This window comes from Shigella sp. FC1544 (genome assembly GCF_001722145.1).
Classification (GTDB): Bacteria; Pseudomonadota; Gammaproteobacteria; order Enterobacterales; family Enterobacteriaceae; genus Escherichia; species Escherichia coli.
The window spans coordinates 1-24,447 of record NZ_MECT01000443.1 but is presented as its reverse complement, the minus strand read 5'-3'; the positions used below and the strand labels follow the sequence as shown (position 1 = coordinate 24,447).

Genomic DNA, 24,447 nt, shown 5'->3' with positions numbered 1-24,447 from the left:
GCGGTGGTCCCACCTGACCCCATGCCGAACTCAGAAGTGAAACGCCGTAGCGCCGATGGTAGTGTGGGGTCTCCCCATGCGAGAGTAGGGAACTGCCAGGCATCAAGTTAAGCAGAAGGCCCGGTCGAAAGACTGGGCCTTTTTGCGTTGGTGAAAAAAATGCCGGGTGCGACACTGGCTGCGTCTGATCCAGCCTACTCTTGCTTATCCGTTCTGCTTTTGCATCCACTCCACCACAAAATCAGCCAGCCCCTCAACATCATTAATATCCAGTAATGCGACATCAAGATTAAGCGGCACATCACTGGCTACAGCAATAACATGCCTGTCTATCACTAATTCTTCAGGTCGATGTCCGGCTCCATCGCGAAACAGCACAATCTTTGCGATCTCTTCATGCTTAAACCCTTCGACCAGAATCAAATCCAGCTTTGAGGTATCCATTCGACTTGCGAGAAACTGTAGATCCAGCTCTTCTTCGTCTGGTGTTTCCGTCATCAAGGCCCATCGTTGCTGGCTGGCAACGATGGTTTGTGCCGCGCCAGCCTTGCGCAGCTCATAGCTATCTTTGCCTGGCTTATCAACATCCATATCATGGTGCGTATGCTTAATCAGCCCTGGACGGATCCCTCTGGCGCATAATGCCGGGATCAGTTTTTTCAAAAGCGTAGTTTTTCCGGTACCACTCCACGCGGCAAAGGCGAGTAACGGTATCATCGTTTTTCCTGCCATCGGGCAAGCTCCTCTGGCGTATTCACGTTAACAAATGCATCTTTATGATCGCTGAAATCAACCGCATGACCGCCAGCCAGACGCATAAATGCCATTACCCGGCGTTCTCCTGCTTGCAGATATTCCAGTAATAAAGGCTCAATAGCGCGGTTTACCAGAGCAATAGTCGGGTGATCGCGTTCACCGTCATGGACCCACACGACAGGCGCATCTTTGCGCTGATGATTAAGCCGGGCTGCTAAATCAGGGGGAATGTAAGGCGTATCGCACGGGCAAAACAAAAACCACTCACCAGCTTCCTGCTGCATTACTGAAAGCATTCCTGCCAGAGGGCCTGGGTAATCCGCCAGTGAATCTTCAATCACTTTCAGACCGCTTGCCTGATAGATTTCCTGATGACGATTGGCATTAACCACGACGTGAGAGAGCTGCGTCATAAGCGCGTCAGCGACATGTTGCCATAATGGTTTGCCGTTTAATTCAAGCAATCCTTTATCTACGCCGCCCATTCGTCTGGCTTTACCGCCTGCCAGCACAACGCCTGTTATCGTCGTCATCAGATTCACCGATATCGCCTCTTTTATTGTGGGATTGACCCTGCTAACGTGTCTGTCTCAAGAGTAAGGAGCATCACTATGAAATGTAAACGTCTGAATGAAGTTATTGAATTCCTCCAGCCAGCCTGGCAAAAAGAGCCAGACCTTAACCTGTTGCAATTTTTGCAGAAACTGGCGAAAGAGTCAGGTTTTGACGGCGAACTGGCGGATTTGACGGATGACATTCTGATCTATCACCTGAAAATGCGTGATTCCGCGAAAGATGCGGTGATCCCGGGTTTGCAGAAAGATTATGAAGAAGACTTCAAAACGGCGCTGTTACGCGCTCGCGGCGTAATTAAAGAGTAAAAGCTTGTAAGCGGCGCCACCAAAATCATCGTGAAATGATATCCTTCATTATTCGTAATGTTTTCCGGATGATGGGATGAACAACAGCGCTTTTACTTTCCAGACACTACACCCGGATACCATCATGGATGCTCTATTTGAGCAAGGGATCCGGGTGGATTCCGGTCTTACCCCGCTTAACAGCTATGAAAACCGTGTCTATCAATTTCAGGACGAAGATCTTCGACGTATTGTCGTCAAATTTTATCGCCCTGAACGTTGGACAGCCGATCAAATCCTCGAAGAACATCAATTTGCGTTGCAGTTGGTAAATGATGAAGTTCCGGTCGCAGCACCTGTGGCCTTTAACGGTCAGACTTTATTGAATCATCAGGGATTTTATTTCGCTGTTTTTCCAAGCGTCGGTGGTCGCCAGTTCGAAGCTGATAATATCGATCAGATGGAAGCGGTTGGGCGTTATTTAGGGCGTATGCACCAGACGGGGCGCAAACAGCTTTTTATCCATCGCCCGACCATCGGTCTGAATGAATATCTCATTGAGCCACGCAAGCTGTTTGAGGACGCTACACTGATACCTTCCGGGTTGAAAGCGGCATTCCTGAAAGCGACAGATGAGCTGATCGCCGCCGTTACAGCGCACTGGCGGGAAGATTCCACCGTTCTGCGCTTACATGGAGACTGCCACGCCGGGAATATTCTCTGGCGCGATGGTCCAATGTTTGTTGATCTGGATGATGCACGTAATGGTCCAGCTATTCAGGATTTGTGGATGTTGCTCAATGGCGATAAAGCCGAGCAGCGGATGCAACTGGAAACTATTATTGAAGCTTATGAAGAATTTAGCGAGTTCGACACCGCTGAAATCGGACTGATTGAACCTTTACGCGCCATGCGTTTGGTTTATTATCTTGCCTGGCTAATGCGGCGTTGGGCTGATCCCGCGTTCCCGAAAAATTTCCCGTGGTTAACCGGGGAAGATTACTGGCTGCGACAAACGGCGACTTTTATAGAACAGGCAAAAGTTCTACAAGAACCCCCTTTACAATTAACACCTATGTATTAATCGGAGAGAGTAGATCATGAAAAAGATTTGGCTGGCGCTGGCTGGTTTAGTTTTAGCGTTTAGCGCATCGGCGGCGCAGTATGAAGATGGTAAACAGTACACTACCCTGGAAAAACCGGTAGCTGGCGCGCCGCAAGTGCTGGAGTTTTTCTCTTTCTTCTGTCCGCACTGCTATCAGTTTGAAGAAGTTCTGCATATTTCTGATAATGTGAAGAAAAAACTGCCGGAAGGCGTGAAGATGACTAAATACCACGTCAACTTCATGGGTGGTGACCTGGGCAAAGATCTGACTCAGGCATGGGCTGTGGCGATGGCGCTGGGCGTGGAAGACAAAGTGACTGTTCCGCTGTTTGAAGGCGTACAGAAAACCCAGACCATTCGTTCTGCTTCTGATATCCGCGATGTATTTATCAACGCAGGTATTAAAGGTGAAGAGTACGACGCGGCGTGGAACAGCTTCGTGGTGAAATCTCTGGTAGCTCAGCAGGAAAAAGCTGCAGCTGACGTGCAATTGCGCGGTGTTCCGGCGATGTTTGTTAACGGTAAATATCAGCTGAATCCGCAGGGTATGGATACCAGCAATATGGATGTTTTTGTTCAGCAGTATGCTGATACAGTGAAATATCTGTCCGAGAAAAAATAATTCAATGTAAATTACATAAAGCCCGTGAATATTCACGGGCTTTTTTTATTATTTAATAAATATAAATACATTCTGATAATACATCCTGTCGCTGGACATTATTTCAGCATAAGTGGATATTCAAAGTTTTGCTGTTTTATCAGGGAATATTTATATGATACGTAAGTCAGCTACAGGTGTTATTGTTGCGTTAGCCGTAATCTGGGGTGGTGGCACATGGTACACAGGTACGCAAATTCAGCCTGGTGTCGAAAAATTTATTAAAGATTTTAACGATGCTAAAAAGAAAGGTGAACATGCCTACGATATGACGTTAAGTTATAAAAACTTTGACAAAGGCTTTTTTAATTCCCATTTTCAAATGCAAATTTCATTTGATAACGGTGCACCCGATCTCAATATCAAGCCAGGCCAGAAAGTTGCATTTGATGTGGATGTTGAGCACGGTCCGTTGCCCATCACAATGTTAATGCATGGTAATGTCATCCCAGCACTGGCAGCGGCAAAAGTGAACTTAGTGAATAATGAACTGACACAACCGCTATTTATCGCCGCGAAAAATAAATCGCCCGTGGAAGCGACATTGCGATTCGCGTTTGGTGGCTCATTCTCTACGACATTAGATGTTGCCCCTGCAGAGTATGGAAAGTTTTCTTTTGGTGAGGGCCAGTTTACTTTTAATGGTGATGGTAGTTCATTGTCTAACCTGGATATTGAAGGCAAAGTCGAAGATATTGTTCTGCAATTATCACCAATGAACAAAGTAACGGCAAAAAGTTTTACCATTGATTCTCTGACACGATTAGAAGAAAAGAAATTTCCGGTTGGTGAAAGCGAGTCGAAATTTAATCAGGTTAATATTATCAATCAGGGGGAAGACGTTGCCCAAATCGATGCTTTCGTTGCAAAAACCAGGCTGGATCGCGTTAAAGACAAAGATTATATCAATGTCAATCTGACCTACGAACTTGATAAGTTAACAAAAGGGAATCAGCAACTCGGTAGTGGTGAGTGGTCATTGATTGCTGAATCTATTTATCCCTCAGCAGTGCGCCAATTTATCATCCAGTATAACATTGCGATGCAGAAGCAGCTTGCTGCACACCCTGAGTTAGCAAACGATGAAGTTGCTCTGCAAGAAGTGAATGCTGCATTGTTCAAAGAGTATTTACCGTTATTACAACAAAGTGAGCCGACCATTAAACAACCGGTAAGATGGAAGAACGCACTCGGCGAACTAAATGCCAATCTGGATATCAGTATTGCCGACCCAGCCAAATCTTCATCATCCACAAACAAAGATATCAAATCGCTCAATTTTGATGTGAAGTTACCGCTTAATGTCGTCACAGAAACCGCAAAACAGCTTAATTTATCTGAAGGAATGGATGCGGAAAAAGCGCAAAAGCGGGCTGATAAACAAATCAGCGGGATGATGACCTTAGGTCAGATGTTTCAGTTAATCACGATTGACAACAATACCGCCTCGCTGCAACTGCGTTATACACCGGGTAAAGTTGTTTTTAACGGACAGGAGATGAGCGAAGAAGAATTTATGTCTCGTGCCGGACGTTTTGTTCATTAAAATACTCACTCGCCTCTGCTCATTCAGAGGTGAGCAAAATTTACTTGTCCTGCCGCTGTGATGACATCAACGACGTCAGAAGTCGGTCTTTTTCCTGCCACAGTGAGTTCAGCCATTGCTGAAAATGGCGCTTAAAGCTTTTGTCATTGATGTAGTCGCCATGTAACTCATCGGCAATAGGCTGTAAATCCACATGAACGACAATTCGCGTCAGTTTACCGCTTAACATATCGAAGAACGGCTGACGGTTATTGTCCGGATAACACAGCGTAACATTAAGCAGTTTATCGAATTGTTTACCCAGTACATTTATCGCCATCGCAATGCCTGCCGCCTTTGGTGGCAACAAGTTTTGAAAAGTGGAGTGGGTTTGCTGATGTTTTTCTTGCGTGAAACGGGAGCCTTCAACGAAATTGACAATGGTGGTGGGATGCAGGCGAAACTTTTCACAAGAACGCCGAGTGGTTTCAACATCTTTACCACGTCGCTCCGGATGACGTAATAAATAAGCGCGGGAATAACGCTTCATAAACGGCATATCCAGCGCCCAGCACGCCAGGCCAAGAAATGGCACCCAGGCCAGCTGTTGCTTGAGGAAATATTTATTCATCGGAATGTGCTTACGAAACAGCACGCACAGTACGACAATATCTGCCCAACTACGGTGGTTACAAATAAGCAGATACCAGTTCTTCTTACTTAACCCTTCCAGCCCGTGAACTTCCCATTGCAGGTGTGGGTTCAGATGCAGTAATACCGCCAGACCTTCACACCAGCAATACATCATAAAATCACAAAAACGCGAAACCTTTCGCCAAATGACTGGCACAGGTAGCAATAGTTTTACAATCCCGGCAATGATGATCGGGACGGAACAAAAAATAGTGACCAAAATGGTCAATACGATACTCAGCAAAAGGGTTATCGCAGCGAGTATTCTCGTCATAATGAATTTATTCAAAAGGTTAGCCATAGACAGTGCGCTAAAGAAGCGCAAGGCGCAGATTTTAGCAGAAAACGACCCAAATAACGGATGATCCTTAAGGAGAAAAATAATTCATATCTATCCACATTAGAAAAAATCCCATTATCTCAATTATTAGGGATGGCTTTATTTTTAACTACATGAAAAACAAAGACAAACATCATACTGTAAAAAGCATGATAATAAATTAAAAGCGATGTAAATAATTTATGCACAAAGTTATCCACATGACGATTTGCGAGCGATCCAGAAGATCTACAAAAGATTTTCACGAAAAGCGGTGAAAAACTCATGTTTTTATCCTGTCTGTGGCATCCTTTACCCATAATCTGATAAACAGGCACGGACATTATGGTTCAGATCCCCCAAAATCCACTTATCCTTGTAGATGGTTCATCTTATCTTTATCGCGCATATCACGCGTTTCCCCCGCTGACTAACAGCGCAGGCGAGCCGACCGGTGCGATGTATGGTGTCCTCAACATGCTGCGCAGTCTGATCATGCAATATAAACCGACGCATGCAGCGGTGGTCTTTGACGCCAAGGGAAAAACCTTTCGTGATGAACTGTTTGAACATTACAAATCACATCGCCCGCCAATGCCGGACGATCTGCGAGCACAAATCGAACCTCTGCACGCGATGGTTAAAGCGATGGGACTGCCGCTGCTGGCGGTTTCTGGCGTAGAAGCGGACGACGTTATCGGTACTCTGGCGCGCGAAGCCGAAAAAGCCGGGCGTCCGGTGCTGATCAGCACTGGCGATAAAGATATGGCGCAGCTGGTGACGCCAAATATTACGCTTATCAATACCATGACGAATACCATCCTCGGACCGGAAGAGGTGGTGAATAAGTACGGCGTGCCGCCAGAACTGATCATCGATTTCCTGGCGCTGATGGGTGACTCCTCCGATAACATCCCTGGCGTACCGGGCGTCGGTGAAAAAACCGCGCAGGCATTGCTGCAAGGTCTGGGCGGGCTGGATACGCTGTATGCCGAGCCAGAAAAAATTGCTGGGTTGAGCTTCCGTGGCGCGAAAACAATGGCAGCGAAGCTCGAGCAAAACAAAGAAGTTGCTTATCTCTCATACCAGCTGGCGACGATTAAAACCGACGTTGAACTGGAGCTGACCTGTGAACAACTGGAAGTGCAGCAACCGGCAGCGGAAGAGTTGTTGGGGCTGTTCAAAAAGTATGAGTTCAAACGCTGGACTGCTGATGTCGAAGCGGGCAAATGGTTACAGGCCAAAGGGGCAAAAACAGCCGCGAAGCCGCAGGAAACCAGTGTTGCAGACGAAGCGCCAGAAGTGACGGCAACGGTGATTTCTTATGACAACTACGTCACCATCCTTGATGAAGAAACACTGAAAGCGTGGATTGCGAAGCTGGAAAAAGCGCCGGTATTTGCATTTGATACCGAAACCGACAGCCTTGATAACATCTCTGCTAACCTGGTCGGGCTTTCTTTTGCTATCGAGCCAGGCGTAGCGGCATATATTCCGGTTGCTCATGATTATCTTGATGCGCCCGATCAAATCTCTCGCGAGCGTGCACTCGAGTTGCTAAAACCGCTGCTGGAAGATGAAAAGGCGCTGAAGGTCGGGCAAAACCTGAAATACGATCGCGGTATTCTGGCGAATTACGGCATTGAGCTGCGTGGGATTGCGTTTGATACCATGCTGGAGTCCTACATTCTCAATAGCGTTGCCGGGCGTCACGATATGGACAGCCTCGCGGAACGTTGGTTGAAGCACAAAACCATCACTTTTGAAGAGATTGCGGGTAAAGGCAAAAATCAACTGACCTTTAACCAGATTGCCCTCGAAGAGGCCGGACGTTACGCCGCCGAAGATGCTGATGTCACCTTGCAGTTGCATCTGAAAATGTGGCCGGACCTGCAAAAACACAAAGGGCCGTTGAACGTCTTCGAGAATATCGAAATGCCGCTGGTGCCGGTGCTTTCACGCATTGAACGTAACGGTGTGAAGATCGATCCGAAAGTGCTGCACAATCATTCTGAAGAGCTCACCTTGCGTCTGGCTGAGCTGGAAAAGAAAGCGCATGAAATTGCAGGTGAAGAATTTAACCTTTCTTCCACCAAGCAGTTGCAAACCATTCTGTTTGAAAAACAGGGTATTAAACCGCTGAAGAAAACGCCGGGTGGCGCGCCGTCAACGTCGGAAGAGGTACTGGAAGAACTGGCGCTGGACTATCCGTTGCCAAAAGTGATTCTGGAGTATCGTGGTCTGGCGAAGCTGAAATCGACCTACACCGACAAGCTGCCGCTGATGATCAACCCGAAAACCGGGCGTGTGCATACCTCTTATCACCAGGCAGTAACTGCAACGGGACGTTTATCGTCAACCGATCCTAACCTGCAAAACATTCCGGTGCGTAACGAAGAAGGTCGTCGTATCCGCCAGGCGTTTATTGCGCCAGAGGATTATGTGATTGTCTCAGCGGACTACTCGCAGATTGAACTGCGCATTATGGCGCATCTTTCGCGTGACAAAGGCTTGCTGACCGCATTCGCGGAAGGAAAAGATATCCACCGGGCAACGGCGGCAGAAGTGTTTGGTTTGCCACTGGAAACCGTCACCAGCGAGCAACGCCGTAGCGCGAAAGCGATCAACTTTGGTCTGATTTATGGCATGAGTGCTTTCGGTCTGGCGCGGCAATTGAACATTCCACGTAAAGAAGCGCAGAAGTACATGGACCTTTACTTCGAACGCTACCCTGGCGTGCTGGAGTATATGGAACGCACCCGTGCTCAGGCGAAAGAGCAGGGCTACGTTGAAACGCTGGACGGACGCCGTCTGTATCTGCCGGATATCAAATCCAGCAATGGTGCTCGTCGTGCAGCGGCTGAACGTGCAGCCATTAACGCGCCAATGCAGGGAACCGCCGCCGACATTATCAAACGGGCGATGATTGCCGTTGATGCGTGGTTACAGGCTGAGCAACCGCGTGTACGTATGATCATGCAGGTACACGATGAACTGGTATTTGAAGTTCATAAAGATGATGTTGATGCCGTCGCGAAGCAGATTCATCAACTGATGGAAAACTGTACCCGTCTGGATGTGCCGTTGCTGGTGGAAGTGGGGAGTGGCGAAAACTGGGATCAGGCGCACTAAGATTCGCCTGAACATGCCCTTTTTTCGTAAGTAAGCAACATAAGCTGTCACGTTTTGTGATGGCTATTAGAAATTCCTATGCAACAACTGAAAAAAAATTACAAAAAGTGCTTTCTGAACTGAACAAAAAAGAGTAAAGTTAGTCGCGTAGGGTACAGAGGTAAGATGTTCTATCTTTCAGACCTTTTACTTCACGTAATCGGATTTGGCTGAATATTTTAGCCGCCCCAGTCAGTAATGACTGGGGCGTTTTTTATTGGGCGAAAGAAAAGATCCGTAATGCCTGATGCGCTATGTTTATCAGGCCAACGGTAGAATTGTAATCTATTGAATTTACGGGCCGGATACGCCACATCCGGCACAAGCATTAAGGCAAGAAAATTATTCGCCGTCCTGCGTTTCTTCTACAGGCTGCATCTCGCTAAACCAGGTATCCAGTTTCTGCCGCAGCTTGTCCACGCCTTGTTTCTTCAACGAAGAAAACGTTTCAACCTGCACATCACCGTTAAACGCCAGTACAGCTTCACGCACCATATTCAATTGCGCTTTACGTGCGCCGCTTGCCAGTTTGTCCGCTTTGGTCAGCAGCACCAGAACGGCGATATTGCTGTCTACCGCCCACTCAATCATCTGCTGATCCAAATCTTTCAGCGGATGGCGAATATCCATTAGCACCACCAGACCTTGCAGGCTCTGACGTTTTTCGAGGTATTCGCCGAGCGCACGCTGCCATTTGCGCTTCATCTCTTCCGGGACTTCCGCATAACCGTACCCAGGCAAGTCAACCAGACGCTTGCCGTCAGCCACTTCAAACAGGTTGATAAGCTGGGTGCGCCCTGGGGTTTTTGAGGTACGAGCCAGGCTTTTCTGGTTAGTCAGCGTGTTCAGCGCGCTGGATTTACCTGCGTTGGAACGGCCTGCAAAAGCCACTTCAATTCCGGTATCGGAAGGTAGGTGGCGAATATCAGGCGCACTCATCACAAAATGCGTCTGTTGATAATTCAAATTAGTCAAAGCGGTCGTCTCCGTCAGTCAAAGCTTTGTGGCGATTATACCTGAACCATAATAAAAGGCGGATTTTTCGGCGTGAGCGTTGTAAGTAAAAGCCATACGCTTTGTGAGACATTGCCGATAGTCTTTATGCGAAATAGCAGAGAAAATTCTGCGATGCATGTCAAATAAGCTATATAAATCAGTGAATTGCTTTTATATAAAACTCTGAAAATGTGCAAATACTGATGGCGGTTGATTGTTTGTTTAAAGCAAAGGCGTAAAGTAGCACCCATAGAGCGAGGACGCTAACAGGAACAATGACTCAGGATGAGGGTCAGGAGCGCCAGGAGGCGAAGACAGAGGATTGTCAGGAAGACAAACGTCCGGAGACGTAATTAAACGGAAATGGAATCAACACGGATTGTTCCGGCTAAAGGAAAAACAGGGTGTGTTGGCGGCCTGCAAGGATTGTAAGACCCGTTAAGGGTTATGAGTCAGGAAAAAAGGCGACAGAGTAATCTGTCGCCTTTTTTCTTTGCTTGCTTTCTGTTAGATTCCGCCGCAAATCGATACTGAATAAAACGGCTAAAAGACGAACCATTATGAAACCATCATCTTCAAACTCACGCAGCAAAGGTCATGCAAAAGCGCGTCGAAAAACACGCGAGGAGCTGGATCAGGAAGCTCGTGATCGCAAGCGTCAGAAAAAACGTCGTGGTCATGCGCCGGGCAGCCGCGCAGCGGGCGGAAACACCACGTCAGGCAGCAAAGGCCAGAACGCACCAAAAGATCCACGTATTGGCAGTAAAACCCCTATTCCATTGGGCGTGACTGAAAAAGTCACCAAACAGCACAAACCGAAGAGTGAGAAACCTATGCTTTCACCGCAGGCGGAGTTGGAATTACTGGAAACGGATGAGCGTCTGGATGCGCTGCTGGAACGTCTGGAAGCAGGCGAAACCCTGAGTGCCGAAGAGCAATCCTGGGTGGATGCTAAACTGGATCGTATTGATGAGTTGATGCAGAAACTCGGCCTCTCTTATGACGATGACGAAGAAGAGGAAGAAGACGAGAAGCAAGAAGACATGATGCGTCTGCTGCGGGGCAACTAACGGATTGCCGCCGTGGGCCTTCCCGTTCTGCTGATAACCCTTCCGGTTATATGTTATCTGGTGTGGTTATTCGTTAAACTACAGCGGTTGTCGCGGCGACAAAAGTGGCTGCGCAACCGGCTGATGACCCGAAACGGGCATCCGCCGGTACGCCGTAGCCGCCAGAGACGCCATCGGAAGGAGTGAGCATGTCTGTACAGCAAATCGACTGGGATCTGGCCCTGATCCAGAAATATAACTATTCCGGGCCACGATACACCTCGTACCCGACCGCGCTGGAGTTTTCAGAAGACTTCGGCGAACAGGCGTTTTTACAAGCCGTGGAGTGCTATCCTGAGCGTCCATTATCTCTCTACGTACATATCCCGTTCTGCCATAAGCTTTGTTACTTCTGCGGTTGCAATAAGATTGTTACTCGCCAGCAGCACAAGGCCGATCAGTATCTGGACGCGCTGGAGCAAGAAATCGTCCATCGTGCACCGCTGTTCGCCGGGCGTCACGTCAGCCAATTGCACTGGGGCGGCGGAACGCCGACGTATCTGAATAAAGCGCAAATCAGCCGCCTGATGAAGCTGCTGCGCGAAAACTTCCAGTTCAATGCCGATGCGGAGATTTCGATCGAAGTCGATCCGCGGGAAATCGAACTGGATGTACTCGATCATTTACGCGCCGAAGGCTTTAATCGCCTGAGCATGGGCGTGCAGGACTTCAACAAAGAAGTGCAACGTCTGGTTAACCGCGAGCAGGATGAAGAGTTCATCTTTGCACTGCTTAACCATGCGCGTGAGATTGGTTTTACCTCCACCAACATCGACCTGATTTACGGCCTGCCGAAACAGACGCCGGAGAGTTTCGCCTTTACCCTGAAACGTGTGGCGGAGCTGAACCCCGATCGTCTGAGTGTCTTTAACTACGCGCATCTGCCGACCATTTTTGCTGCTCAGCGCAAAATCAAAGATGCTGACCTGCCGAGTCCGCAGCAAAAACTCGATATCCTGCAGGAAACCATCGCCTTCCTGACGCAATCGGGCTATCAGTTTATCGGTATGGATCACTTTGCCCGTCCGGATGACGAGCTGGCGGTGGCCCAGCGTGAAGGCGTGCTGCATCGTAACTTCCAGGGCTACACCACTCAGGGCGATACCGATCTGCTGGGGATGGGCGTTTCCGCCATCAGCATGATTGGCGACTGCTACGCGCAGAACCAGAAAGAGTTGAAGCAGTACTATCAGCAAGTGGATGAACAAGGCAATGCGCTGTGGCGTGGTATTGCGCTAACGCGTGATGACTGTATTCGCCGCGATGTGATTAAGTCGCTCATCTGCAACTTCCGTCTGGATTACGCCCCTATTGAGAAACAGTGGGATTTGCACTTCGCTGATTACTTTGCGGAAGATCTCAAGCTGCTCGCCCCGTTAGCAAAAGATGGGCTGGTGGATGTGGATGAGAAGGGAATACAGGTGACGGCGAAAGGTCGCTTGCTGATCCGCAACATTTGCATGTGCTTTGATACCTATCTGCGCCAGAAAGCGCGGATGCAGCAGTTCTCACGGGTGATTTGAATAGTGAATGGCGCTTCGTTTACAAAGTAGAAAACGAAAGCGCCATCAATGTGCTGAGAACAAGATTGCCTGATGCGCTACGCTTATCAGGCCTACAAAACCTGTTGAAAATATTGCTTTTGTAGGCCGGATAAGGCGTTCACGCCGCATCCGGCATGAACAAAGAGCACTTCATCAGCAATCTGAAACTCAACTAAACAGCCCAATCATTGCGGCACACAGCACGGCAGCAACGGCAGTTTGCGGTGTGTGGCTGTCAACTGCGCCACTCGATACCAGATTAATTATTGATTCCAGCATAATGACTCTCCCCGTTTTCCGGGCAGATCATACTGAACTTATCGGAACAGTAAAGCGTAAAATACCAGCAATTTGCGCTCAATAATCAATCTTTACACACAAGCTGTGAATCACTCCATCCCCAGCTCTTTTAACTTACGCGTCAGGGTGTTGCGGCCCCAGCCGAGTAGCCGCGCCGCTTCCTGTTTATGCCCCTGCGTATGTCGCAACGCGGTCGTCAGTAACGTCCGCTCTAGCTCTGGCTGCGCTTCGGAAAGCAGATTTTGATGACCGGAACGCAGCGCTCTGTCTGCCCACTGCGCAAGAAGCGTCGCCCAGCTGTCCGGTTGCATTTGCGAAGTACTCTCCGCAACTGTTGATTCAAACAGTTCGCCGGGCAAATCCTGAATCAACACTTCCTGCCCGGCGGCCATCACCGTTAGCCAGCGGCAGGTGTTTTCCAGCTGGCGCACGTTGCCTGGCCACGCCAGACGCGTCAGAGCAGCTTCGGTTTCCGGATGCAGTAACTTCGCTTCTACGCCCAGTTCGCGCGCGGCAACCTGTAAAAAATGGCGCGCCAGACGGGGAATATCTTCCCGACGTTCGCGCAGCGGCGGCAGATGAACGCGGATAACGTTTAGGCGGTGGAACAGATCCTCACGGAACTTACCTTCCTGCACTCGCTGTTCGAGATTCTGGTGAGTGGCAGCGATAATCCGCACATCCACTTTCACCGGCGCATAGCCGCCAACGCGGTAAAACTGACCGTCTGCCAGCACGCGCAGCAAACGCGTCTGCACATCCAGCGGCATATCACCAATTTCGTCGAGGAATAATGTACCGCCATCGGCCTGTTCAAAACGCCCCTGACGAATGGTATTCGCGCCAGTAAACGCGCCTTTCTCGTGGCCAAACAGTTCTGATTCGATCAAATCTTTTGGGATAGCTGCCATATTCAGCGCGATAAACGGCGCTTTGGCGCGCGGACTGTGGCGATGCAGGGCATGAGCGACCAGTTCTTTACCGGTGCCGGATTCGCCGTTAATCAGCACGCTAATAGAAGAACGCGAAAGCCGACCGATAATACGGAACACGTCCTGCATGGCTGGCGCTTCGCCGATGATATCGGTCGTTGGGCCGTTAAGCTGAATATTACGCGGCTGCTGCTGTTCCTGGTAATGACTGATAGCGCGCTCAACCAGCGCCACGGCTTCGTCGATATCAAACGGTTTGGGCAGATAATCAAACGCCCCTTGTTGATAGGCGCTGACGGCAGCATCCAGATCGGAATGTGCGGTCATAATGATGACCGGAAGCATTGGATGGCGCTGTTTAATCTGCTTGAGCAGCGCCAGCCCGTCCATTCCCGGCATACGGATATCTGAAAGCAGCACATCCGGCGTTTTGCTCGCCAGCGCCTCCAGTACTTCCGCGCCGTTCTCAAATGTCGTACAGGTTAAACCCGCTCCAGCGAGCGCACGTTCAAGCACCCAACGGATGGAACTATCGTCATCGACTACCCAGACTATCCCTCGTTGCATAAACGTCACCTTTATTTCCTGATAGGCAGGTAAACCGAGAACTCGGTATGACCTGGCCAACTGGTAAATTCAATTTTGCCTGAATGCTGATCAATCAAATTACGGGCGATGGATAAGCCAAGCCCGGTGCCACTTTCGCGGCCGCTGACCATCGGGTAAAACAGCGTATCCTGCAAATGAGGCGGAATGCCCGGCCCGTTATCTTCCACATCAATCCGCGCCGCCAGCCGGTAGCGCTCGCCGTGTAAGGTCAGTTGAAACGCGGTGCGGGTACGCAGAATGATTTCACCGCCTTCCGGCCCCAGCGCCTGTAGCGCATTGCGCACAATATTCAGCAAGACCTGTTCAATTTGATCCGGGTCGTGCGCCAGTTCCGGCAGGCTGGGATCGTAATCACGAATCAACCGCACGTTGTCCGGCAGTTCCATCGACACCAGCGTTACCACGCGTTCAGCCACTTTGTGAATACTTTCGGTAACGCGCGTACCGGGCAGCTGCGGCCCCAACAGACGGTCGACCAGATTTCGCAGCCGGTCCGCCTGTTCGATAATCACTTTGGTATATTCGAGTAGTGATGGGTCAGGTAACGCTTTGCTGAGCAGCTGCGCCGCGCCACGTAAACCGCCAAGCGGATTTTTAATCTCATGTGCCAGGCCGCGCACTAAATCACGGGCAGCAACCTGCTGGGCGTGCTGTAGCTGTTCCTGACTTAAGCGGCGCTGGTTATCCATCGGAGCCATCTCCAGCAGGATCATGCCGTCCGGCATACGCTGGGCAGTCACAGAAAGGATATGCGAGCGCCCGTCGATGACCAGCGTCACTTCGTTATCGGTAAAACCTTGCCCCGCCTCCAGACTTTCTTGCATCAGCTCGATATTTAATGAGAAGTAGCTCAACAGTTCCGGTAACGGTGTACCAAACAATTTGCGGGAGCTTTGGGCGAGCAGTTGTTGCGCGGCAGGGTTGGCGTAATGGATCTCCAGGTTGTCATCGATTAACAAAATACTGTTAATCAGCGAGTTGAGGATCTGCCCAGCATCGGGCTGCGTGCCTGTTGCCATAAAGCAGTCTCCTGAACAGGTTGCACCATTTTAGTGCATTATAGCTTTTTACGGATAAAAAGCGCGAAGCATCAGAGAATTGACGGAGAAAAAAGCCCATGCAGAGATGGGCTGAAAGTTTCCACGGCAACTAAATCCCGGCGTTGTTGCGCCGGGTAGTACAACTTCAACTATTAGACGCTGTAGTACAGCTCAAACTCTACCGGATGCGGAGTCATACGCACGCGGTCATCTTCTTCGCGACGCAGAGCGATGTACGCATCAATTGCTTCGTCAGTGAACACGCCACCGGCTTTCAGGAACTCGCGGTCCAGATCCAGTTCGTTCAGTGCTTCTTCCAGAGAGCCTGCAACCTGTGGGATCTCTTTCGCTTCTTCTGGCGGCAGGTCATACAGGTTTTTGTCCATGGCTTCACCCGGATGGATCTTGTTCTTGATACCATCAAGACCGGCCATCAGCAGGGCAGCAAAGCACAGGTACGGGTTAGCTGCCGGATCCGGGAAACGTACTTCGATACGACGTGCTTTCGGAGAAGAAACCACCGGAATACGGATAGACGCAGAACGGTTACGCGCAGAGTAAGCCAGCATTACCGGTGCTTCATAGCCCGGGACCAGACGCTTATAAGAGTTGGTGGTCGGGTTTGCCAGGGCGTTAATCGCTTTAGCGTGTTTGATTACGCCGCCAATGTAGTACAGCGCCTGCTCAGACAGACCTGCGTATTTGTCGCCTGCGAACAGGTTAACGCCGTTTTTAGACAGAGACATGTGGCAGTGCATACCGGAGCCGTTATCACCGAACATCGGTTTTGGCATAAAGGTCGCGGTTTTACCGAAGCGGTGCGCTACGTTGTGCACAACATATTTGTAGATCTGAATTTCGTCAGCTTTTTTGGTCATGGTATTGAAGCGGGTAGCCACTTCGTTCTGACCAGCAGTCGCTACTTCGTGGTGATGGGCTTCAACCACCAGACCCATCTGTTCCATCACCAGACACATTTCAGAACGAATATCCTGAGCCGAGTCTACCGGTGGAACCGGGAAGTAACCGCCTTTCACTGCCGGACGGTGACCTTTGTTACCACCTTCGTATTGGGTGGAGGAGTTCCATGCGCCTTCGATATCGTCGATAGCAACGTGGGAACCGGAGATAGATGATCCGAAACGGATGTCATCGAACAGGAAGAATTCAGGTTCTGGCCCGAACAGTACGGTGTCGGCAATGCCAGTGGAACGCAGGTAATCTTCGGCGCGCTTCGCAATGGAGCGCGGGTCACGGTCATAGCCTTGCAGGGTGCCAGGTTCAAGGATGTCGCAACGGATAATCAGGGTGGAGTCGGCGAAGAACGGGTCAATCACTGCGGTGGATGCGTCTGGCATCAGCACCATGTCGGACTCGTTAATGCCTTTCCAGCCGCCAATCGAGGAGCCGTCAAACATTTTGCCTTCTTCGAAGAATTCAGCATTCACCTGATGAGCAGGGATAGTGACGTGCTGTTCTTTACCTTTAGTATCGGTGAAGCGCAAATCAACAAACTTCACTTCGTGCTCGTTCAGCATCGTCAGTACGTGTTCAGCGGACATACTTTAACTCTCCTGGATTGGTCATGGTCGTCGTGGTAACGAAATCTGCAATTATTTTGGCCGTGTCGCCGTAAAAAAGATAAAGCGAAATCTGTGCCAACTTTTAAATTGCCCCTAAAAGGCGTTATCATGCGCACCATCGTGCAAAAGGGCTGCACCACGATGTGAATGTTGCACCAATATAGTGCTTCAATGGAAACATTAAGCACCATGTTGGTGCAATGACCTTTGGATAACCCTTTTTATGCTCCGTGAAAGCGATCACAAAGGGACTCTGCAATACTTGTTTGCGGAGGATGTTTGTGATCCTGTTTTGTAGTGCGATTAATCCGTGTACAATAACGCGCTATTTCTAATGCCTGAGGCAAAGTTGTGATCGAAAAATTGCGTAATATCGCCATCATCGCGCACGTAGACCATGGTAAAACCACCCTGGTAGACAAGCTGCTCCAACAATCCGGTACGTTCGACTCTCGTGCCGAAACCCAAGAGCGCGTGATGGACTCCAACGATTTGGAGAAAGAGCGTGGGATTACCATCCTCGCGAAAAACACCGCTATCAAATGGAATGATTACCGTATCAACATAGTTGATACCCCGGGGCACGCCGACTTCGGTGGTGAAGTTGAACGTGTAATGTCCATGGTAGACTCAGTGCTGCTGGTGGTTGACGCATTTGACGGCCCGATGCCGCAAACGCGCTTCGTAACCAAAAAAGCGTTTGCTTACGGCCTGAAGCCGATTGTTGTTATCAACAAAGTTGACCGCCCTGGCGCGCGTCCTGATTGGGTTGTGGATCAGGTATTCGATCTGTTCGTTAACCTCGACGCGACCGACGAGCAGCTGGACTTCCCGATCGTTTACTCTTCTGCGCTGAACGGTATCGCGGGTCTGGACCACGAAGATATGGCGGAAGACATGACCCCGCTGTACCAGGCGATTGTTGACCACGTTCCTGCGCCGGACGTTGACCTTGACGGTCCGTTCCAGATGCAGATTTCTCAGCTCGATTACAACAGCTATGTTGGCGTTATCGGCATTGGCCGCATCAAGCGCGGTAAAGTGAAGCCGAACCAGCAGGTCACTATCATCGATAGCGAAGGCAAAACCCGCAACGCGAAAGTCGGTAAAGTGCTGGGCCACCTCGGTCTGGAACGTATCGAAACCGACCTGGCGGAAGCTGGCGATATCGTTGCGATCACGGGCCTTGGCGAACTGAACATTTCTGACACCGTTTGCGACACGCAAAACGTTGAAGCGCTGCCGGCACTCTCCGTTGATGAGCCGACCGTTTCTATGTTCTTCTGCGTTAACACCTCGCCGTTCTGCGGTAAAGAAGGTAAGTTCGTAACGTCTCGTCAGATCCTGGATCGTCTGAACAAAGAACTGGTACACAACGTTGCGCTGCGCGTAGAAGAAACCGAAGACGCTGATGCGTTCCGCGTTTCTGGTCGTGGCGAACTACACCTGTCTGTTCTGATCGAAAACATGCGTCGTGAAGGTTTCGAACTGGCGGTATCCCGTCCGAAAGTTATCTTCCGTGAAATCGACGGTCGTAAACAAGAGCCATATGAAAACGTGACTCTGGACGTTGAAGAACAGCATCAGGGTTCTGTAATGCAGGCGCTGGGCGAACGTAAAGGCGACCTGAAAAACATGAATCCAGACGGTAAAGGCCGCGTACGTCTCGACTACGTGATCCCAAGCCGTGGTCTGATTGGCTTCCGTTCTGAGTTCATGACCATGACTTCCGGTACTGGTCTGCTGTACTCCACCTTCAGCCACTACGACGACGTACGTCCGGGTGAAGTGGGTCAGCGTCAGAACGGCGTACTGATCTCTAACGGTCAGGGTAAAGCGGTCGCGTTCGCGCTGTTCGGTCTGCAGGATCGCGGTAAGCTGTTCCTCGGTCACGGTGCAGAAGTTTACGAAGGTCAGATTATCGGTATTCATAGCCGCTCTAACGACCTGACTGTAAACTGCCTGACCGGTAAGAAACTGACCAACATGCGTGCTTCCGGTACTGACGAAGCCGTTGTTCTGGTTCCGCCTATCCGCATGACTCTGGAACAAGCTCTGGAGTTCATCGATGATGACGAACTGGTAGAAGTGACTCCGACCTCTATCCGTATTCGTAAACGTCACCTGACGGAAAACGATCGTCGTCGCGCCAACCGCGCACCGAAAGACTATTAATTTCGTTTTTTAGTTATAAAAAACCTGCCATTGCTGGCAGGTTTTTTTTGCTTATGGAAAACAAAATCCGCTGAAATTCCCAGCGGATTTTCCGAAATTTCAATTTCAGGATACTTCTTGCTCGGCAACCACCAGTTCAACATTCTCTTCACTTAACAACTGGCAGAAAGAATTGGGAGGCGGGGCATCAGTAAAAAAAGCCCTGACATTCCGTGCATTGCCAATTGAAACGGCAGCAGACGCGGCAAACTTCGTATGATCGGCCACTAACAATGTATTCCGCGCATGTTTAATCATCGTTCTCGCGACTAACGCTTCATTTACATCAAATTCCAGTAGGGTGCCGTCATGTTCAATGGCACCTATACTGGTGATTAAATAATCTGCGCGGAAGCCTTCAATAAAATCCACGGCTCCTGGGCCGATAATCCCGCCGTTATGAGCGCGTAAAGTGCCTCCCGGCACCATCACTTCAATATCCTGGTTCTTATAAAGAATCTGTGCCACACGTAGGCTGTTAGTGATAATGCGTAAATCACGCCGGTTGAGTAATGCCCTGGCAACGGCTTCTACGGTTGTACCGATGGTGATAAAGACGGTACAGCGTTCGGGAAGGTAATCGGCGACTGCCTCAGCGATCGCCCGTTTCTCGGCGGTGAGCGAAAGTTCCCGTTGCTCAAAAGCGGTATTCATGACGCTGGAGACGCGCCCGGCCCCTCCATGATGACGGGTGATCAAGCCCTGCTCACTGAGTTTTCGGATATCCCGGCGCACGGTTTGCGTTGAAACATCCAGCAGTTGTGCCAGTTCTTCAATATTCATATAACCGCGTTCTGCGATTAGATGAACGAGTTGGTCATGGCGTGGATTACCTGTCACTTCGATGATACTCATGAATACTCCCTTGCCCCTCCTCGGTAGATGTTTACCATTTTACGCATAAAGTGACAAAAATGATTCGGTTTGCTCACGATTAGGAATGCCGGCCCGACCGCCAGGCTGGGTACATTTCATCGCGGCAACCGCACTGGCAAAACGAATAGCCTCTTTTGTTGGCATTTTTTCTGCCAACGCTACCGCGAGTGCGCCGTGAAAAACATCGCCTGCTCCAGTGGTATCAACCACATTGACAGAAAATGCCTCCTGTTGACACAAATGACCATCTTCAATCCACAACGATCCTTCAGAACCCAGCGTAACATACACTTTACCTGCTGTTTGTGTCGTTGCCTGGAACAAACCTTCTTCAGGTGACTGCAGGCCAGTCATGCGTTTCAGCCCTGGTGTTGAGAACACGGCGTGATCGGCAAGCGCGACAAGTGGAGAAATATCCTGCGGTGTCATATCGGCGTCTAAAAGCGTTGTCACACCCGCAAGGCGCGCTAGCGAGAATGCTTTTTCAGTACCGCTATGCCAGCGAACATCGGCCAGAATCAGATCATAACGAGAGAAATCGATCGCTTCTAACCATTCGGCATCAGTACCGAGATCAGGACTTGGATAATTAACGATAATCCGTTCGCCATGCTGATCAACGAGGATCGCTGATTGCGACGAACGGGCGTTAGGATATCGGCGGCAAAATGCGGTATTGACGCCCCAACCCTCAAGTTCTGCAAGTAAGGTATTTCCACAACTGTCATCGCCGACGCGACCGATGAAATCAACCTCCACGCCAAGCTTTGCGATTGCAACAGCGGCTGTTGCTGCCGGGCCGCCACCAATCTCAAGATAATGATTTGCCTGATATTTTCCGCCGCCCTCCGGCAGAGTGGGCAAAGAATAAATTCTGTCCTGAACTGTGATACCCACGCATGCAATTCTGGTCATATTTGTCTTGTCCTATTTAATTTTGTCGTCTTTGGTCAATTTAAATGACGCAAATGATCAAATTAGTGATGCGTGTCGTGTTTTTGAACATAAATTACAAATATGCTCAAAAACAGACGAAAACGAATTTTCAATTGTCATTATTTTGTCAATGTCAGACAGGAGAGTATTCATGGCAACCATTGCATTTCTCGGGCTGGGGCAGATGGGTAGCCCAATGGCTAACAATCTATTGCAAAAAGGGCATTCATTGCAGGTATTTGATGTCAATGCACAGGCCGTCGATGCGCTAGTTACGCAGGGGGCCACTGCGGCACAAACCCCAGCGGAAGCAGCAGCAGGCGCTGAATTTATCATCACTATGCTTCCCAATGGTGACATTGTTCGACAGGTTCTGTTGGGGGAAAAAGGCGTCTGTGAGGCTGTTTCATCTGACGCGTTATTGATTGATATGTCGACTATTCATCCCTTACAGACCGATGCATTAATACGGGAGTTACAAGAAAAAGGCATCAGTATGATGGACGCTCCCGTGGGCAGAACGTCCGTGAATGCGATTGATGGCACATTGCTGATTTTAGCGGGTGGCACTGATGAGCAGATTGCACGTGCACGCCCGATTCTTATGTGCATGGGTAATGAGCTGGTCGAGGCTGGCGGCCCAGGAATGGGGATCCGCGTGAAGCTAATTAACAACTATATGAGCATTGCGCTTAATGCGCTGTCCTCCGAGGCCGCTGTGTTATGTGAGTCACTGGGATTAAATCTTGATGTCGCAATTAAGGTGATGAGTGGTACGGCAGCAGGGAAAGGACATTTTACGACCACCTGGCCTGGCAAAGTGCTGAAAGGCGATCTTTCACCCGCCTTCATGGTGGATCTGGCGTTGAAAGATCTGCGTATTGCAGTTGACGTCGCTCGGGAGACGGGGGCACCGCTCAATATGGGGATTGCAGCAGAAAGTTATTACGCTGCAGCAAGTCAAGACGGCAAAGGGCGGCAGGACTGGAGTGCCCTGCTAAATCAGGTTCGCCAGCAGGCTGGTCTTTAATTTTATCTATTAACAGGAGTTTCTATGTAATCCCACTTCACCCCATTTACGCTGAAAGATATCTCCCGCCCAGGTGGTGGATTTGCCATGTTAGCTGTCGATCAGCGTGAGGCCATGCGCTTGATGTTTGCGGCAGCAGGGCAGCCAAAACCCATCGCCGACAGTGTACTCACCGATTTTAAAGTTGCCGCGACCCGAATCCTTTCTCCTTATGCTTCTGCCGTTCTGGCGGATAAACAATTTTGTCTTGAGCAAATAGTCGAGCAGGGCGCTGTTGCTAATTCTTGCGGCCTGATTGTCGCTGCCGATCTTTTTATCCCAGGTAATGGCATCCCGGTTGATAGCGTTGAAATAGATATGTCCGTCGACCCGCATAAAGCCCGTGAAATGGGGGCTAAGGCAATGAAATTACTTGTACTCTGGCGTGAAGATGAACCCGCAGAGGAACGTCTGGCAATGGTTGATAAATTTGTTCGTCGCTGCCGTAGTGCCGGGCTGGTGAGCATTATTGAACCTGTGGTGCGTCCACCTCGTCGCGGTTGGGACTTTGATCGTGAAAGCGCCATTGTTGCCGCCGCCGCAGAGCTTGGTGGAACAGAGGCTGATCTTTACAAAGCCGAGATGCCATTAGGGGGCAAAGGCGATGAAAAAACCTTACTTGCCGCCTGTCAGCAACTTAACGATCAGATGAAGATGCCGTGGGTAATTCTTTCTTCTGGCGTTGATGCCGATATTTTTGGCCGTGCAGTAAGTATTGCCATGAAAGGTGGTGCGTCGGGCTTCCTGGCTGGACGAGCGGTTTGGGCGTCGGTTGTTGGTGCACAAGATCCACAAACTATGCTGTGCGATGTCTCTGTTCCTCGTTTACAACGGTTGGCAGAAATTGTCGATGAAGGTATCGCGCAACGCTAATCCCCTATGGATATCGATTCTGGAGAATAACAATGGATAAAATTACCCAGGTTTTATTTTCAGATATTGGGAAAGTCACCACTCAATATGTTGAAGTACCACACCAGGAACTTAAACCGCACGAAGTGCGGATTGCGCCTGTGTTCTATGGGATATGCGGTTCGGATCTGCATGTTCTGAAAGGCGGTCATCCGTTTGCCAAACCACCTGTCGTCCCCGGTCATGAAATTGCAGCGCGCGTTACGGAAGTTGGCAGCGACGTTAAAAATGTACAGCCGGGCGATCATGTTGTGGTCGATCCCATCATGGCTTGCATGGAATGCCGAGCCTGCAAAGCAGGACGTTTTAATCTTTGTGAACCACCGCAGGTTGCTAGTTTTCGCGCACCGGGCTTTGCTCGCTCACAACACATTGTTCCTGCGCGTAATTGCCATGTCGCACCAGCCTCTTTACCGCTAAAAGTGTTGGCCTTTGCCGAACCGGCGGCTTGTGCCCGTCACTGCGTTAACCGAATGCCGAAAGCTTCTCTGGAAAGCGTACTGGTAATTGGTGCCGGAACGATAGGCTTATCCATCGTGCAGGCACTGCGCATTATGGGGGCAGGTAAGATTACCGTGATTGAACCTGACGCTGCCAAACGCGCGCTGGCGTTAAAGCTGGGCGCAGCAGAAGTTTGGGCACCAGGTGAGCTGGCCGCAGATGTGCGATTTACGGGGGCGATTGATGTCGTTGCAGCGCAGGCCACGCTTAACGATGCATGTACCCGTGTATATGCCGGAGGCACCGTCGTGTGCATGGGCGTACCAAGTGGGCCGCGTGAAATACCATTACCGATGATGCAACGTTTCGAGCGTGACTTGCTCAACTCTGGCATGTACATCCCTGAAGATTTCGATGCTGTTATCGAATGGCTGGCGGATGGGCGGTTTGATACCAGTGAACTGGTTACCGATTTATTTGCAATTGAGGATGCAGCGGCGGCATTTGAACGCGCGCAGCAAAATGACTCCATAAAGGTCATGCTGCAATTTGCGCCGGAATGATTTTCTAAATCTCTGTCTGGCGCTGCGTCACGTCAGCGCCACCCTACAACAATTAAAAAGGACACTGCGATGAGTCAAATCACCAGTCCTGCAACTTATTCAATTAGTCGGCCACAGGACGTAATTGATATTGTTGGATTTGCCCCTATATTTCCAGACATCTGTTATCACTTAACCCATTACAAGCCCGCTGCCGCAGATATTCCCGTGGCGAGCGATAACCCAGCGCACTA

Annotated in this window: 22 protein-coding genes, 1 rRNA gene and 1 pseudogene; 14 read left to right on the top strand and 10 right to left on the bottom strand. The window is 49.9% G+C overall.

Features of this window, described 5'->3' with window-relative positions:
• Nucleotides 1–101: ribosomal RNA gene (gene rrf / locus BGK49_RS17925) — 5S ribosomal RNA — on the top strand; the annotation flags it as partial.
• 103 nt (nucleotides 102–204) lie between these two features.
• Here rrf and mobB read toward each other — a convergent pair.
• Together mobB and mobA are read right to left on the bottom strand one after the other, a co-directional pair.
• Nucleotides 205–732 carry a molybdopterin-guanine dinucleotide biosynthesis protein MobB gene (mobB, locus tag BGK49_RS17920; protein WP_000907622.1) on the bottom strand — a complete coding sequence of 176 codons (528 nt, stop codon included), beginning with the start codon at nucleotides 730–732 and terminating at the stop codon, nucleotides 205–207.
• Complete coding sequence (gene mobA / locus BGK49_RS17915) at nucleotides 714–1,298, bottom strand: molybdenum cofactor guanylyltransferase MobA (protein WP_001052179.1); 585 nt, start codon at nucleotides 1,296–1,298, stop codon at nucleotides 714–716. Before mobA ends, mobB begins: the two co-directional genes overlap by 19 nt.
• Nucleotides 1,299–1,367: 69 nt before the next feature.
• On the opposite strand from mobA, the gene BGK49_RS17910 reads away from it, so the two are divergent.
• The 4 genes from BGK49_RS17910 to BGK49_RS17895 all read left to right on the top strand — a co-directional run bounded on the left by BGK49_RS17910 (nucleotide 1,368) and on the right by BGK49_RS17895 (nucleotide 4,928).
• Nucleotides 1,368–1,637, top strand: coding sequence for a YihD family protein (locus BGK49_RS17910; RefSeq protein ID WP_004987701.1), 270 nt, complete (start codon nucleotides 1,368–1,370; stop codon nucleotides 1,635–1,637).
• A 76-nt stretch (nucleotides 1,638–1,713) separates the two neighbouring features.
• Nucleotides 1,714–2,700 (top strand): stress response kinase SrkA, encoded by a 987-nt coding sequence (srkA, locus tag BGK49_RS17905; protein ID WP_001065508.1) that lies wholly within the window; start codon nucleotides 1,714–1,716, stop codon nucleotides 2,698–2,700.
• Between the two features lie 16 nt (nucleotides 2,701–2,716).
• Nucleotides 2,717–3,343 carry a thiol:disulfide interchange protein DsbA gene (dsbA, locus tag BGK49_RS17900; protein WP_000725337.1) on the top strand — a complete coding sequence of 209 codons (627 nt, stop codon included), beginning with the start codon at nucleotides 2,717–2,719 and terminating at the stop codon, nucleotides 3,341–3,343.
• A 154-nt stretch (nucleotides 3,344–3,497) separates the two neighbouring features.
• Nucleotides 3,498–4,928 carry a YdgA family protein gene (locus BGK49_RS17895; RefSeq protein ID WP_005028571.1) on the top strand — a complete coding sequence of 477 codons (1,431 nt, stop codon included), beginning with the start codon at nucleotides 3,498–3,500 and terminating at the stop codon, nucleotides 4,926–4,928.
• 40 nt (nucleotides 4,929–4,968) lie between these two features.
• On the opposite strand, the gene BGK49_RS17890 is transcribed toward BGK49_RS17895, so the two are convergent.
• A complete protein-coding gene (locus tag BGK49_RS17890; protein WP_024259675.1) occupies nucleotides 4,969–5,901 on the bottom strand; it encodes an acyltransferase in 933 nt (310 codons plus the stop codon).
• 363 nt (nucleotides 5,902–6,264) lie between these two features.
• Between BGK49_RS17890 and polA the strand changes: the two genes are divergently transcribed.
• The gene (gene polA / locus BGK49_RS17875) at nucleotides 6,265–9,051 is read left to right on the top strand and encodes a DNA polymerase I (RefSeq protein WP_000250032.1); all 2,787 of its coding nucleotides are present in this window, start codon (nucleotides 6,265–6,267) and stop codon (nucleotides 9,049–9,051) included.
• A gap of 165 nt (nucleotides 9,052–9,216) precedes the next feature.
• The gene (locus BGK49_RS31720; RefSeq protein ID WP_071892919.1) at nucleotides 9,217–9,264 is read left to right on the top strand and encodes a spot 42 RNA, inhibition of DNA synthesis; all 48 of its coding nucleotides are present in this window, start codon (nucleotides 9,217–9,219) and stop codon (nucleotides 9,262–9,264) included.
• A gap of 168 nt (nucleotides 9,265–9,432) precedes the next feature.
• On the opposite strand, the gene yihA is transcribed toward BGK49_RS31720, so the two are convergent.
• Nucleotides 9,433–10,065, bottom strand: coding sequence for a ribosome biogenesis GTP-binding protein YihA/YsxC (gene yihA, locus BGK49_RS17870; RefSeq protein WP_000183349.1), 633 nt, complete (start codon nucleotides 10,063–10,065; stop codon nucleotides 9,433–9,435).
• 296 nt (nucleotides 10,066–10,361) lie between these two features.
• Between yihA and BGK49_RS31210 the strand changes: the two are divergent.
• The 3 genes and pseudogenes from BGK49_RS31210 (at nucleotide 10,362) to hemN (ending at nucleotide 12,718) form a co-directional block, all read left to right on the top strand.
• Nucleotides 10,362–10,528 (top strand): annotated as a pseudogene (locus tag BGK49_RS31210) (hypothetical protein).
• 118 nt (nucleotides 10,529–10,646) lie between these two features.
• Nucleotides 10,647–11,156 carry a Der GTPase-activating protein YihI gene (gene yihI, locus BGK49_RS17865; RefSeq protein ID WP_001295266.1) on the top strand — a complete coding sequence of 170 codons (510 nt, stop codon included), beginning with the start codon at nucleotides 10,647–10,649 and terminating at the stop codon, nucleotides 11,154–11,156.
• A gap of 188 nt (nucleotides 11,157–11,344) precedes the next feature.
• Complete coding sequence (gene hemN / locus BGK49_RS17860; protein WP_000116118.1) at nucleotides 11,345–12,718, top strand: oxygen-independent coproporphyrinogen III oxidase; 1,374 nt, start codon at nucleotides 11,345–11,347, stop codon at nucleotides 12,716–12,718.
• A gap of 189 nt (nucleotides 12,719–12,907) precedes the next feature.
• Here hemN and BGK49_RS17855 read toward each other — a convergent pair whose 3' ends face one another.
• The 4 genes from BGK49_RS17855 to glnA all read right to left on the bottom strand — a co-directional run bounded on the left by BGK49_RS17855 (nucleotide 12,908) and on the right by glnA (nucleotide 17,182).
• A complete protein-coding gene (locus tag BGK49_RS17855; protein ID WP_000893994.1) occupies nucleotides 12,908–13,018 on the bottom strand; it encodes a YshB family small membrane protein in 111 nt (36 codons plus the stop codon).
• A gap of 110 nt (nucleotides 13,019–13,128) precedes the next feature.
• Nucleotides 13,129–14,538, bottom strand: coding sequence for a nitrogen regulation protein NR(I) (gene glnG, locus BGK49_RS17850; protein ID WP_001188776.1), 1,410 nt, complete (start codon nucleotides 14,536–14,538; stop codon nucleotides 13,129–13,131).
• 11 nt (nucleotides 14,539–14,549) lie between these two features.
• Nucleotides 14,550–15,599: a nitrogen regulation protein NR(II) gene (glnL, locus tag BGK49_RS17845; RefSeq protein ID WP_000190585.1), complete on the bottom strand. Its 1,050-nt coding sequence runs from the start codon at nucleotides 15,597–15,599 to the stop codon at nucleotides 14,550–14,552.
• Between the two features lie 173 nt (nucleotides 15,600–15,772).
• On the bottom strand, nucleotides 15,773–17,182 hold the full coding sequence (gene glnA / locus BGK49_RS17840) for a glutamate--ammonia ligase (RefSeq protein ID WP_001271717.1): 1,410 nt from the start codon (nucleotides 17,180–17,182) through the stop codon (nucleotides 15,773–15,775).
• A 372-nt stretch (nucleotides 17,183–17,554) separates the two neighbouring features.
• Between glnA and typA the strand changes: the two genes are divergently transcribed.
• A complete protein-coding gene (typA, locus tag BGK49_RS17830; RefSeq protein WP_000570679.1) occupies nucleotides 17,555–19,378 on the top strand; it encodes a ribosome-dependent GTPase TypA in 1,824 nt (607 codons plus the stop codon).
• 105 nt (nucleotides 19,379–19,483) lie between these two features.
• Here typA and BGK49_RS17825 read toward each other — a convergent pair whose 3' ends face one another.
• Entirely contained in the window at nucleotides 19,484–20,272 is a 789-nt protein-coding gene (locus BGK49_RS17825) for a DeoR/GlpR family DNA-binding transcription regulator (protein WP_000022286.1), read from the bottom strand.
• Between the two features lie 39 nt (nucleotides 20,273–20,311).
• On the bottom strand, nucleotides 20,312–21,208 hold the full coding sequence (locus BGK49_RS17820; RefSeq protein WP_000196715.1) for a sugar kinase: 897 nt from the start codon (nucleotides 21,206–21,208) through the stop codon (nucleotides 20,312–20,314).
• Between the two features lie 172 nt (nucleotides 21,209–21,380).
• Here BGK49_RS17820 and yihU point away from each other — a divergent pair, with 172 nt between their 5' ends.
• The 3 genes from yihU (at nucleotide 21,381) to BGK49_RS17805 (ending at nucleotide 24,214) form a co-directional block, all read left to right on the top strand.
• Nucleotides 21,381–22,259, top strand: a complete 879-nt coding sequence (gene yihU / locus BGK49_RS17815; protein WP_000190781.1) for a sulfolactaldehyde 3-reductase — start codon at nucleotides 21,381–21,383, stop codon at nucleotides 22,257–22,259.
• An 87-nt stretch (nucleotides 22,260–22,346) separates the two neighbouring features.
• Nucleotides 22,347–23,171, top strand: a complete 825-nt coding sequence (locus BGK49_RS17810) for an aldolase (protein WP_000881591.1) — start codon at nucleotides 22,347–22,349, stop codon at nucleotides 23,169–23,171.
• A gap of 32 nt (nucleotides 23,172–23,203) precedes the next feature.
• Nucleotides 23,204–24,214 carry a zinc-dependent alcohol dehydrogenase gene (locus BGK49_RS17805; protein WP_000357973.1) on the top strand — a complete coding sequence of 337 codons (1,011 nt, stop codon included), beginning with the start codon at nucleotides 23,204–23,206 and terminating at the stop codon, nucleotides 24,212–24,214.
• Nucleotides 24,215–24,447 lie beyond the last annotated feature (233 nt).